The sequence below is a fragment of the Paenibacillus sanfengchensis genome (genome assembly GCF_036864765.1).
Classification (GTDB): Bacteria; Bacillota; Bacilli; order Paenibacillales; family Paenibacillaceae; genus Fontibacillus; species Fontibacillus sanfengchensis.
Map to the genome: position 1 here is coordinate 476,759 of NZ_JBAGJC010000002.1, position 12,715 is coordinate 489,473.

The following is a 12,715-nucleotide window of genomic DNA, read 5'->3' on the forward strand; positions in this document are numbered from 1 at the left end:
CCCTGTGACGCCATTTTGCTTTTTTCGTTCCATGTGGAACAATTTTCGACATTCTCCACGCTAATCCGTCAGAAAGGCCCTGACCCGGTCCGCCCGAATCCACAGCGGTTTGCGCTGCCCCGCCCTTTTTACGATGCCTTCGGCGGCGAGGCGGTTCATCGCTTCGGTCACCGTCTCGCGCGCGCTTCCCATCATGCTGGCCAGTTCCTGATGTGTCAGCTCCACCTCCAGCCGGACCCATTCCGGCCGATCCGCCTCCGCCTCCTCCCCGGCCAAAGGAGCGGCGAATTTGTCCGCAAGCTTATTCAGAAGAAATAACAGCCGCTTTCTGACGCTGCTGTAAGCCATGTGCTCCAGAAGCTCCTCGACTTCCGCCAAGCGGGCGGACATGATTTCTATGAACTTGATGGCCAAATCCGGTTTCTCCCGGAGGAGCGCTTTAAATTGCCCATAACTCATCGTGCATATGACGGAATCCTCCAGTGTGACCGCATAAACCTGCCTACTGGAGACAGGCGCTCCGATTTCCCCGAAAAGATGTCCCGCCGTCAGCACATCGAGCGTAAGCTCCTTTCCCTCCAGAGTCATCGAATACAGCCGAACCGCCCCGGACTTCACGAAGTATAGCCGGGGTTCTTCCGGGTTCGGGGCAGCGACAAGGCTCCCTTTTTCGACAGGTTCGATTCGGGTATCCCGCTCCACCTGGTTATAGTCCTGCGGCTCCAGGATTTGAAATAAGTTAACTCTTGATAAGTACTTGAGCTTGTTCAATGCGGACCCTCTCTTTTTTTAGCGAGTGTAGGCTGGCTTACATTTCTCCATCTTATTTCAGACTATAATCACTTTCAAGAACGCTAGGGGGTGTACGTCTTTGAACTACTTATTGATCGGCCAATGGACTCTGGTCGTGATGTTCGTCCTGTCGGCGGGAATGAAATTTGCCCGTACAAAAAACATGGTCCAGCATTGGACCGAGTACCGCTATCCCATGGGTCTGATGTTCCTGATCGCTTCGCTGGAGCTATTGGGCGCGGCAGGCATTTTTGCGTCGCTCTGGCTTCCGGAGTTGTTGAAGGTGTCCGCGCTCCTCCTGGGAGGAATGATGCTCGGGGCGATTCATGCCCATCTTGTTCGAGCCAGGCACAAGCCCTACATGGCCCTTAACGCGCTATTCATGCTCATGATCGCCGCTGCCCTGTTCATCTCGTAAATGTTGCCGGACTAACCCGCAGAAAAACCACTTCCTAAAGAAAGAAGTGGTTTTCCCCGTAGTTTATTGTCGCAATGGGTCTATTCGCCATTCAAATCAACCGTCTTGTTCAGCTCGGTCTTGGACTCGGTTCCCGTCAGTTTGGAAAACAGGCGCTTCACCATTTTGATTTTGCTGCCGGTTTCCCAATACTCGGCGGTTTCCGCTTTGATCTTGATCAGGACGAGGTTCGGATCGTCGCTCGTCGTATCCAGTAATTCGCCGTAAGCGGCGTTCCAGAACTCCTTGATCTTCCCGCGATCCTCGACCAATTCGGCCTTCCCCCGGATCGACACATAGGATTGCCCTACGTAAGCCACATTTACCATGGGATTCTGAAGCAATTCACGGTATTTATTGGTGTCCTTCATGGTCAAAAACCAAAGATCGCCGTCAAATTCGACCTCCTGGGTCTTCATCGGGCGGGAGACCAGTCCTTCCCCCGTCAGGGTAGTTAACATCGCCGTATCGATTCCTTTGATTAAGTCTCTTACCGTTTCAATCGCTTCTTGATGGGCTGTCTGCGAATTCGACATGTCTGTTCACTCCATTTGCTTAGTTTGGGCGGGCCGTGTTCTTCGTTTATATTAAACAACAGGAGGCCGGATTAACCCTAATTTGAAGCCAGGGAAAATTGCGGGCGTCGGATCTCCGTACGTCATTTCATTTTATATAAAAAGTACATAAACCGGTATGGCCGTCCATTACTCCTTCGACGCGGCCGCATACACTGATTGTGATTGCATCTATGCAAGGAGGTCGTCGACATGCCCATTACCGATAGATATATTTTGCAGCCCAGTCCGCCGTTCTCGCTGGATGGAAATGATGAGGAGAGCGTAAACCTGGCGCTTCAGGCTGCTCCCAACGCATCCGTAGGTGTGATTCAGGGATCGGTTCGACTCGCCAACGGCACCCCCGTCCCTGCGGCTACCGTCCAATTGTTTACCTCGCAAGGTGTGCCTGTCCAGCATGTGAACACCAACCCTCAGGGGCTCTTTGTCATTCCGGATATTCCGGTCGGCGCTTATTTAATTACTGCCGCAGAAACGGGATTCCTTACGCCTCCGCGGATTCCGCTCAGCGTTTCCCAAGGGCAGCCCACTCAGGTGACAATCACGCTGCAGCCGGATCCGGCAGCCACCACCGGGGCCGTGTTTGGCATTGTGAGAAATGCCACGAACAATCAGCCCGTGAATAATGCCGCCATCAACCTGTTCAGGGTCGATGGAGCCACAAACATCCTGGTCGGAACGGTGTCTTCCAATTCAACCGGGCAATATCTGTTTGCCAACCTGCCGAGCGCCACCTATTTCGTTCAAGCTACCATTCTGGGGTTTCTGCCCAATCAGAGTGCCCCTGTCACAATTACAGGCAATCAATTCGCCCCCTTGGACATCAACCTGACCGTCGATCCGGATGCCAATACGGGAACCTTATCCGGAATTATCACCGATCAAGCGACCGGTGCCGCCGTTCCCGGGGCGCTGGTGGCCCTGTACGCGCTGAATGGCAATGTGGAGACGGTCGTCCAGATCACGCAAACGAATGCCGCGGGGCTGTATCTGTTCGGCGATATACAGCCGGGAACTTACCGGGTCAAGGCTACGGCTCAGATTGAAGTATGACGAAGGAACAATATGTACTCACGGACAGCTCCGTTTTTGTTCTCCGCCCCAAAGAGAGCCTTTGGGTGCCGCTGGAACTCCAAAGACGGAAGAAGAGCAAAGAACCCAGCCCCCATACAGAGCCTTCCCGGTACAAGCGCAACACCTCCAAACGTTACCGGCCCCTCTGCCGTTCTCCCTTGCACATAGGGTTCTGCCTCGTCATCAAAAGCAAGAGGCGAATTTACAAGCAGCGGATCCGGCTAAGGATTTTAGACCGAAGCGGGTGTCGGAGCAAAGTTACATGGAGTAACACAAGAAAGCTGCACACCCTGCGCGGGGCAGTCCGGCCTGCTCCTGTCGACGCCAGGCTTTCCGTTACCGTAAGAAGGCGAAAAAGAAAGACTCGAAAGCGATTCTTCGTAAGCTTTTAGGGAAGCAAGGCTCCCACGAAATAGTTAAAGCCTGCTCCATTTCTCAAACGGTAGCAGGCTTTAAGTTTCTTATTTAAGATTCACCCAGGAATCCCTTTTTGAAAATACCCAGCAGGTAGTCCAGCGTAATCGGATCGCTGTACGTCGAGGCGTTCATATCGATTTCAATGACTTGCTTGTTCTTCACGGCCGGAATGTTCTTCCACATCTCCGTCTTCATAAACGAATTGTCGTCCGCGGCTCTGCGGCTCAAGACGACAAAATCGCCGGCATACTCGGGAATCACCTCTTGAGACAGCGTGTAGTAGCCCGGCCCCAAGGCATCCTTTTCCACCTTCTCCGGCATGCTCAGACCCATAGCCTGGTACAGAATCTCGGTCCCGCGCGCCCAATTATTGCCGAACACGTAGAAGTTCTTCGCGTCCGTTTCAAATACCGTCACCGAGACATCTTCGCCATGCTTGGCTTTGATTTCCCGTCCGGCTTCTTCGGCCCGCTTCTTGAAATCATCGATCCAGGTCTGCGCCTCCTGCTCCTTGTTCAGCAGCTTTCCGATCTCAAGCTGTTGTTCCAAATAGTCCAGCTTCCCCCAGGTATAAGCCACCGTTGGCGCGATTTTCTCCAGTTGGTCCAGATTCTTCATATGCGTACCCGTGATAATCAAGTCCGGGTTCAATGCCATAATCTGCTCCAGATCATCGTCCGAAACCACATCCACTCCCGCAAGCTTCTCCGTAAAAAGCGGGTTCTTCATCGTCCATTCGTCCACGCCGACCAGCGTCCCCCCAAGCGACAGCACGTTCGGCGCATTTGTCAATGCCACGATCCGGGTCGGGTTCGCGGGAACCTCCACAGGGCCTTTTTCCGAGGAATAGGTGACCGTTCCGGTTGCGGACGGCTCCGCCGCTTCAGCCTTAGGCGCCGAAGCACTAGCCTTCTCCGGGGACGCGCCTTGCCCGGAATTGGCCGAATTGCCCCCGCAAGCGCTAAGGACCAGCAACAGGATGAGTGAGGTTAAGGTGAACAGCTTGTTTTTCATTTTCGTCTCCTTCTGTGTTGATTCATATTTATAGATGTCCATTATCCTCCAAATGATAATGATTATCGATCTCATATGTACCTACTATATTTTCTCCCCCGCCGGTTGTCAATCCTATTTTTTTGGCAGGCCTACGTTAAGGATCTGGCTGATAACGGACCACCAAATCTCTAAAAACAAAAAAAGAAGCCTTAACATTCGCTAAGGCTTCGCTTCCGCTTCGTGCTTGCTTATACTCTTGGGAAACCGCTCAAATACTGCTTCGGCACTTGCGTTTCTTTGCCGAGCTTCACCGCCGCTTCCAGCGTCCAATAAGGGTTCCGCAGCATGGCCCTTCCAACGGCCACCAGATCCGCGTCACCGTTGCCGATGACGGCATTGGCCAAGGCAGGCTCATCCAACCGGCCGACCGCGATTACCGGAACATCCAGAGTATGCTTGATATCTCTTGCCAAAGGAACCTGATAAGCGGCATGCGTTCCCGGTCTGCCCCAAGCTGCAATCGGCCCCTCTCCGCCGGCGCTGATGTGGAACATATCCACGCCAGCTTCACGATAGACTTTGGAGAACTCAAGGCTCTCCTTAATGCCGTATCCTCCCTCCATATACTCCTGAGCGGAAATACGCATGATCAGCGGCATACCGGCAGGCATTTCGCTTTTGGCGGCTTCAATGACCTCCCGGCCGAATCGGGTCAAATCCTGACCATACTCATCCGTTCTTTGATTCGTGAGCGGGGAATGAAACTGATGAATCAAGTAACCGTGTGCGCCGTGAAGCTCGATCGTATCGAAGCCGGCCTGAACGGCCCGGCGTACGGCCAGGCGGAATTTTTCCACCATGTCCTTCACTTCTTCGGTGGTCAAGGCTCTTGGCGTCTTGGACTTCTCGTCAAAAGGAATCGCCGAAGGCGCCACGGGAACCGGGGCATCTTCCGCCTTCCGCCCGGCGTGGGCGATTTGGATGCCCACCCTCGCGCCGTGCTGATGGGAAGCTTCCACGATACGCGCCAAGGGCGGGATCTGGTCGTCCGACCACAAACCCAAATCATAGTCGGAAATGCGGCCATCCGGCTCCACGTCCGTCATTTCAATGATAACCAATCCGGTTCCGCCCACGGCTCTGCTCACATAATGCGTGTAATGCCAGTCGTTCGCGATCCCGTCTTTTTTCGTAACGGAATATTGGCACATCGGCGGCAAGACAACGCGGTTTTTTAACTCCAACGATTTAAGCTTGTAGGAACTGAACAGATGATCCATAGTGAATACCACTCCTTTTTGATCTACATCCAGAATATCCATGAAACGAACTTATGATGCAAGTCAATAAATTGCATGCGCATGCATATAAATTAGCACGCTACAAGCCATTCCGTCAAGCCCGGCCCTGGGCCGCAAAACTTCCGTCGGCCCGGGGTTGGCTCTATTTGTCCGAGAGAAAGCAAAGGACCATCCTTTGAAATTCTTCGCCCGCGAAGGCTTCCGCGAGGGTCGCCTTAAAAGTGGGCATGGCCTTCTCCAGCTTTTCGGCACCGATCGGCGTTAAACAAGTGTACACGGCTCGGCGATCATCTTCACAGACATTTCTTCTCAGCGCTCCGCACCCCTTGGCTTCAAACCGGCTGACCAGCCTGGAGATGGCGCTCTGGCTTAAACCTACAAGGTCTTCCAATTGCTGCAGTTTCAATTTTTGCTCCGCGGCTTCGGACAAAAACATCAGCAGGTAGAACTCTTTGAGGGACAACTGATGGTTCTCCTGCAAGGCCGCTTCCAACCGATTGGCGATACTCGCCTGAACCTGCGTTAAGGACAGCCAGTTATCGATCAAACGATCCCGATTCACGGGGTCTTTTTCCATAGTTAAGTTCACCTGTCTTCATGTTAGCGTTTCTTCTCCGGGGTGGGACGCTCTTATTTTATCATTTTTTGCCCGGTTGTGGCCAAACCGCATTTTGTTCACTTTGTCCTTGTTTATATAAAAGCAGCGTTGCATTTCTGGTGCCCGTAATTTCCCAGTCACCCGCCGAGCTTAGCGGCCTTTTGGGGCGCTATTTCGGCCCGACTCGGCTCCGGGGAAATCATAGCGGTCAAAAAGGCCCTTATTGGACTAGTGCGGACCCCGAAATATAGTTTCGGCCCGATTTTTCCCAAGAATAAGACCTAAAAAGTCCGCTATTTCATACCGATGATCCGCTTTCGACAAAATAGCGCCGTTTAAGGCACTTATTCACTTACCCTACTTTCAAAGAGGATCTGGCCGCCCGTGATTCAATGGCTTAATGCAGCGCTAGTGACAGAAACAGTCATTTTTCGCGAAATAGCGGCTGTGCCGTCAATGACGTTGCAACAAACCTTCCTTGATGCTGCCCATTTGGGGATCCGCCGCTTCGGCAAGCAACATGTCGAACTTAGATCGTCGTCTCCCCTTCTAAACCATGCTAACGGTCGCCACAGCCGTTATTTGCCCTGTTCGCGCTGACTCCAAATTCTAACGGCTGCCACGGCCCCTATTTCATATAAGTATGGCTGTTTTGGTCGAAATGAAGGTAAATAACGGCCCACACGACCGTTAGAATCCCAATACGTGATTCAATCGCAGCATAACGGCTCTCACGGCCGTTAGACTTCCTAACTGCAGAGCCTTGTTTAGAGTCCTGTACTTTTTTGCGAAGTTCTTTAAAAGCGATTAAGGCATCAAGCTCCGTTGTAATCATCTGTCAGGGTTAATGCAACGCAATGGACTTTTCTTCACTCGTCCGCGCCGATATTCACGGCGTTCCCTTTCACTCGGGGCTCCCCGTCCATATCCTGCGCTCCGATGATGGCGTTATCCGTCGACCCGGCATCGATCGCCGGCGACGAAGACTTTAGATGGAAGTCGCCACCCGCGGCATTCACGAATTCGGGATCGGCAAACAAAGAATGCGCATCGTTGCCGGTTCCCGATTTGTACGCGGAGAATCCCGTATACTCTTTATTTTTCCAGGTCCAGGTGGCATCGGAGCCGCCGCCCGGAGCAAAATATAAATTATAATCCACAACGTTGCCGGAGTTTTTGGTGAATGCATTGTAGATCAATACATCCGTGGAGTTGGCCACGAAAATATTGTTCTTGATCACGTTGTTTCGCGTATCGTACTGCACGAGAAGCTGGCCGTTATAGCCGTTCAGAGTATCGTTTTTGTACACCGTATTGTTGACGATCTTGCAGTTCACAGTCGAGCCGCGCTCATCATCGTAACCACCCATGGCGATGCCGGTCAGCCGGTTGTTATAGACCACGTTGCTGCGGACCGTAATATTGCTGGTGGCTTTACCGGCATGCTCGGAGGCAATTTCAACGCCGATGTCGTTGTTGTAGCTGTAGTTCCGCTCGATGATGCTGTCCTTGCCGCCATCCACATAAATGCCGCCGGCAGAGTTGTCGTCTTTCCCGTAAGACGGGTTGTTTTTAACGGAATTATTGTACACCCGATTGCCCTTCACCAACCCGTTCCTCGCCTGATCGTAAGCGGTATTCGGGGCGGTTCCCTCAAAGCCGATCAGATCGATCCCGATGTTGTCATTATCATGAACGAGGTTATCGGTCACCGCGAAGCCGTCCACATTTCCGTTTAAAACGAGAGCTTCGCTGGAGCCCAGTACTAGATTGTACAGCTCATTGCCGCTGATGGTAAGGTCGTGAAGCGAAGCCGGAGCTTTCGTGCCATAAACGGCGATACCGTGGGCGTCCCGGCCGAGCCGATCCCCGCCGGTCGGCTTGGCCGTGTTTTTGATGTCGTGAATTTTGTTGTTGGACAGATTAATGAAGCCGCCCGAACCGTGGACATAGATGCCTACAGGGACCGCGTTCTTGGAAGCCGTTGTAAACCCGCGGATTTCAAATCCCCGAACAGTAACATAATCGACATCGGACAGTTCGATCAGCCCCTCGGTTCCGCTGACCGAAAGCCCGGTCCCGTCAATGATGGCGCTCTCCGTGCCGTAGCTTGCGAACACAATAGGGCCCTGCGAAGCGGAGCCGGAACGGGTTATTTTCAGCTTCTCCTTGTACACGCCGCCCCGGACATAGACCGTGCTGCCCGGAGGAACGGTGTCGGCCGCATACTGCAGCGTCTTCCACGGCGCGCCGCTCGTCCCCGCGTTGGAGTCACTGCCGCTCGTCGCTACATAGTATTCGGCACCCGCCGCCGAAGCGGCCGGAGGTTGTACATTTCCGGCAGCCAGACCGAATCCCAAAACCATCGTTAAACAACCTGCCAGTAACATTTTTCCGAGTTTCTTCACGATTTTTCAACTCCCATCTCATTTGGCATTCGTCAAACTAACGTATCATCGATTTGCGTCTTCTTGCAAGCGATGCACGGCTTCCACCGTCGGCAGACTTCCGGTGCCGCCAGTGCCAAGGGTCGACAAGGCTCCGCACGCGCTGGCGAATCGCAGCAGTTCATCGCCGCGGCGGCCAAGCAGGTAGCCGTGAATGATCCCCGCGTTGAAGCAGTCGCCCGCTCCCGTCGTATCCACCGGAGTCACCGCGTAAGGACCGGCCGTGATCACACTTCCATCATGCTGGCGCAGCGAAGCCCCTCTGGAGCCTTGCTTGACCGCCACCATCCCCCCGACGGGAGGAAGCAGGGTTTCAAGAACACTGGCGACCCCGTCGGCCGGGAAAATATGCAGCAGTTCATCCTCACTGGGAATGAACAGATCCGTTTCCGCCAGCAGCGCGCAGATGCCGTCGCGATCCCACCGGTTGGCCACATCCCAGCCCGTATCGAACGACGTGCTGATCCCGTCCGCGCGCAGCCATCCAAAAAGCTCCCGCCAATGCGGTCTCATGCCATCCTGCAAATAATAGGAGCCGAAATGCAGATGGTGGGCCTGCCGCAGCAGCGCCTCCGGGATATACTCCGGGGTCAGCAGCGGGATGCTGCCGGCATAGGTTAACAACCCACGGTCGGCGGGTGTGGAGAAGGACAGCGTTACACCTGTCTTAACGTCCGGCAGCCGGGTAACATGCTCCGTGCCCACGCCCATACGCCGCAGTTCGCCCGTGCAAAAGGCGCCGAAATCGTCGTCCCCCACCACGCTGACGAACCTCACATCCGCGCCCAGGCTGGCCAAAGCACAGGCCGTGATGGCCGAAGAGGAACCGAGCACGACCTCGAAGCCATCGATCATCTTCTCCCGGTTCCACTCCGGCATCACATCGCCTCCGGACACGATGATGTCCACATTCAGCTCGCCGGCGACGACTACAACGGGCCTCGCCTCCATGGACCGCATCATTTCAATACCGGAACGAAGTCCCGTTCCGCCTCATACAGTTCTTCGAACATGCGCCCGATTTCCTCCAGGGAGCAAACGGCCGCGGACAGCGGGTCCACCATCAGGGCATGGCGGGCCATCTCCTTGTCGCGATTCAGCACCGCTTCCACAGCCAGGTCAAAGAAAGCCATATTTGAGCGGCACAATGCGGCCAAATGCTCCGGCAGTCTCCCGAAACGGGTAGGCTGCACGCCTCTCCGGTCAACCAGGCAAGCTACCTCGACCACGCCGTCCGCCGGTAAATTTTCGATTAGCCCCCGGTTGGGCACGTTGCCGTAGATCACTTTCGGCTCATGCTTCAGCACCGCTTCAATAATGACTGCCGCATACTCCTTACTGGATTGCAGTTCAAGCGGCATCGTCCCCTCGAGCTGCGCAGCGATCTCTTCATCGTTCTCTTTACGCCAAATTGGCCAGTTGTCGGCATAATAACCTGTCGCCCCGTTATAACCGGAGTTGCAGTGCAAATCGATCAGCGACTGACGCTTCCGGTAATATGGAATATACTCCGAGAAATGCCCGCTGGATTCCGAAACGAAAGCGCCCAGATATTTCATCGCATCGAAGCGGACAGGGTCCTGGCGCAGCAGCTCGGGGTCCTTGATTTTTTCCAGGAGAACGGGGTACAGGTCCTTCCCGGCATGAGTCAGTTCCACAAACCAGGACATGTGGTTGATGCCGCCGGCTCTCCAGTGCATTTCTTCGTAAGGAATCCCGGCGTATTCCGCCAGTTGGGCGGACGTGTTCTGGATGGAATGGCACAGGCCGACCACCGGGAGATTCGTGATGCGGGAGGTCAGAAGCGTTACGGCGGACATCGGATTCGTATAGTTCAGAATCATGGCGTCGGGACACAGCTCTTCGACGTCCCGGACAATCTCCATCCAACTGGGGAGGGTACGCAGGGTTTTAAATAGGCCGCCCGGCCCCAGCGTATCACCGATGCATTGATTGACCCCGTATTTCAGCGGAATTTCATACTCGTAACGGACCGTCTCCAGCCCGCCGACCTCAATTTGGTTGATCACGAACCGGGAGCCGCCGATCACTTCCCGGCGGTCCGTGGAGGCAATTACCTCCCACCGTTTTCCCGTCAATTCCACAATTTTGAGCACCAGCTTGCGCGCAAGCTCAAGCCGCCCCGCATCGATATCGACCAGGGCGATCGTACCGCCCTCCACCCCCTCGATCAAAAGGATATCCATGGCGATTTCCCGGGTAAACGCACTGCCTGCACCGATAATTGAAATTTTCGTCATAGCTCTTCTCCTCGCCCCTTATTTCATGCCTGTCATCGTCAGGCCTTTAATGAATTGCTTCTGGAAGATCAGGAACACAATAATAACCGGCACGGTAATCAGAACCGCCGCGGACATAACGACGTTGTAATTGACCTGGTGGGTCCCGTTAAAATAGACCAATGCGAGCGGAACGGTCATCTTGCTCTCATCATTCAATACAATCAGCGGCCAAAGGTAGTTGTTCCAGGAGTTCATGAACGTGAATATTCCCAAGGCCGACAGCATCGGCAGGATGAGCGGCGAGATGATGCGGAACATCAGCCGGAACTCGCCGGCGCCGTCCATTCTGGCCGCCTCCAGCAGTTCCTGCGGGATCTCCTCGATAAATTGCTTGGCCAGGAACACGCCGTAGGAACTGACCAAATTCGGCAAGACGATCGCCATCAGATGGTTGACGAGTCCAAGCTCGGCCGTAATGAGATAAGTCGGAATCATCAGGACCTGAAACGGAATCATCATGGTCGCCAGGATCAGGATGAACAGCAGTTTTTTCCCCTTGAATTGATGTTTGGCAAAAATATAGCCGGCCAGGGAGCTGGTGAACAAGGTGATGGCCGTGATGATGACGGAGGTCACCAAGCTGTTCAACAACCACGTGACAAACGGCGCATCGCGGAAGACCGTCCGGTATCCCTCCAGGCTGGGCTGCCGGGGAAACAGCCCGCCGGTGCCCGAAACGATTTCCATATTGCTCTTTAGCGATGACAACACCATCCAGGCGTAAGGAAGCAGCATGATACAGGCGGCCACCGCCAGAAAGAATATAAGAACCCCATCCCACGAACTGCGTTTATGCGGCATAAGCTTCTTTTCCCCCTCTCAATGTTCCCACTGCGTACGCCCCCATCTCAGCTGCAGCAAAGTCACAAGCAGAATGATCACGAGAAATACGGTTGCCATTGCCGAAGCGTATCCCATATTCGAAGTGGAGAACGCCTGGTCATAAATATGCAGGGCCAGCACCCGCGTCTCGTTGAAAGGCTCCCCCTTGGTCATGATCTGAAATTGGGCGAAGGTCTGGAAGTAGGAGACTACCGTGGTCACGGAGACGAACAGCAGCGTTCGGCGCAGCAGCGGCAGCGTGATCCGCCGAAAAATATGCCACCGGCCCGCGCCCTCCAGGATCGCCGCTTCATAGTACATCTCGGGAATGGAATCCAGCCCGGCTATGAAAAGGACGATGTTATAGCCGATGTCGGCCCACAGGGTCATCAGAATAACGGAATAAAGCGCATAGTGCGGATCGCCGAGCCACTGGACCGGGGCCATATGCAGCTTGGTCAGCAGCATGTTGAACAAGCCGCTGTTGTAATTGAACATCGTGTTCCATACGATGGCGGTACCCGCCAGCGGCGCGATCGTCGGGAGAAAAAACACGGTGCGGAACAAATTTTTGAGCCACGGAATTCTGACTCGCTGAATGGCCGAAGCAATCAACAGCGTAATGACGATATTGACCAGCACGGCGATGGTTACGAATTTGAACGTGACCCATAACGATTTCAAGAAGACGGTATCCTGGACCATGCGGAGATAGTTCTCCGCTCCCACGAACAGCGCGCTTGTACTGAGCGGGCTGTATTTAAACAGGGACAAACCCAGGCTCCAGGCAATGGGCAGGAAAGCAAACACCCCGAACAGAAGCAGGATCGGCACCAATGAAATGAGGATGAACCTCCGCTTGGCCCTGTACCCCGCCGTCTTTCCAGCCAGTCTGGCCTTTTCCGCCTTGTCGGTTGGTACTGCCATACTCAT

12 protein-coding genes are annotated in these 12,715 nt (G+C 54.2%); 2 read left to right on the forward strand and 10 right to left on the reverse strand.

The window, feature by feature from the left end:
• Positions 1–60 precede the first annotated feature (60 nt).
• Positions 61–771: a Crp/Fnr family transcriptional regulator gene (locus V4U84_RS05500; protein WP_334076869.1), complete on the reverse strand. Its 711-nt coding sequence runs from the start codon at positions 769–771 to the stop codon at positions 61–63.
• A gap of 100 nt (positions 772–871) precedes the next feature.
• On the opposite strand from V4U84_RS05500, the gene V4U84_RS05505 reads away from it, so the two are divergent.
• A complete protein-coding gene (locus V4U84_RS05505; protein WP_334076870.1) occupies positions 872–1,210 on the forward strand; it encodes a DoxX family protein in 339 nt (112 codons plus the stop codon).
• Between the two features lie 80 nt (positions 1,211–1,290).
• Here V4U84_RS05505 and V4U84_RS05510 read toward each other — a convergent pair whose 3' ends face one another.
• Positions 1,291–1,785, reverse strand: coding sequence for a pyridoxamine 5'-phosphate oxidase family protein (locus tag V4U84_RS05510; protein WP_334076871.1), 495 nt, complete (start codon positions 1,783–1,785; stop codon positions 1,291–1,293).
• 231 nt (positions 1,786–2,016) lie between these two features.
• Here V4U84_RS05510 and V4U84_RS05515 point away from each other — a divergent pair, with 231 nt between their 5' ends.
• Positions 2,017–2,877, forward strand: coding sequence for an MSCRAMM family protein (locus V4U84_RS05515; RefSeq protein WP_334076872.1), 861 nt, complete (start codon positions 2,017–2,019; stop codon positions 2,875–2,877).
• Between the two features lie 486 nt (positions 2,878–3,363).
• On the opposite strand, the gene V4U84_RS05520 is transcribed toward V4U84_RS05515, so the two are convergent.
• The 8 genes from V4U84_RS05520 to V4U84_RS05555 all read right to left on the reverse strand — a co-directional run bounded on the left by V4U84_RS05520 (position 3,364) and on the right by V4U84_RS05555 (position 12,709).
• The gene (locus V4U84_RS05520; RefSeq protein ID WP_334076873.1) at positions 3,364–4,329 is read right to left on the reverse strand and encodes an iron-hydroxamate ABC transporter substrate-binding protein; all 966 of its coding nucleotides are present in this window, start codon (positions 4,327–4,329) and stop codon (positions 3,364–3,366) included.
• 230 nt (positions 4,330–4,559) lie between these two features.
• On the reverse strand, positions 4,560–5,591 hold the full coding sequence (locus V4U84_RS05525) for an NADH:flavin oxidoreductase/NADH oxidase (protein WP_334076874.1): 1,032 nt from the start codon (positions 5,589–5,591) through the stop codon (positions 4,560–4,562).
• A gap of 163 nt (positions 5,592–5,754) precedes the next feature.
• A complete protein-coding gene (locus V4U84_RS05530; RefSeq protein WP_334076875.1) occupies positions 5,755–6,189 on the reverse strand; it encodes a MarR family winged helix-turn-helix transcriptional regulator in 435 nt (144 codons plus the stop codon).
• 890 nt (positions 6,190–7,079) lie between these two features.
• Entirely contained in the window at positions 7,080–8,618 is a 1,539-nt protein-coding gene (locus tag V4U84_RS05535; RefSeq protein WP_334076876.1) for a right-handed parallel beta-helix repeat-containing protein, read from the reverse strand.
• Positions 8,619–8,663: 45 nt separating this feature from the next.
• Positions 8,664–9,608: a carbohydrate kinase family protein gene (locus V4U84_RS05540; RefSeq protein ID WP_334076877.1), complete on the reverse strand. Its 945-nt coding sequence runs from the start codon at positions 9,606–9,608 to the stop codon at positions 8,664–8,666.
• 8 nt (positions 9,609–9,616) lie between these two features.
• Positions 9,617–10,918: an alpha-galactosidase gene (gene melA, locus V4U84_RS05545; RefSeq protein WP_334076878.1), complete on the reverse strand. Its 1,302-nt coding sequence runs from the start codon at positions 10,916–10,918 to the stop codon at positions 9,617–9,619.
• An 18-nt stretch (positions 10,919–10,936) separates the two neighbouring features.
• Positions 10,937–11,761, reverse strand: a complete 825-nt coding sequence (locus tag V4U84_RS05550) for a carbohydrate ABC transporter permease (protein WP_334076879.1) — start codon at positions 11,759–11,761, stop codon at positions 10,937–10,939.
• A gap of 18 nt (positions 11,762–11,779) precedes the next feature.
• Positions 11,780–12,709: a carbohydrate ABC transporter permease gene (locus V4U84_RS05555; protein ID WP_334076880.1), complete on the reverse strand. Its 930-nt coding sequence runs from the start codon at positions 12,707–12,709 to the stop codon at positions 11,780–11,782.
• Between the last annotated feature and the right edge of the window lie 6 nt (positions 12,710–12,715).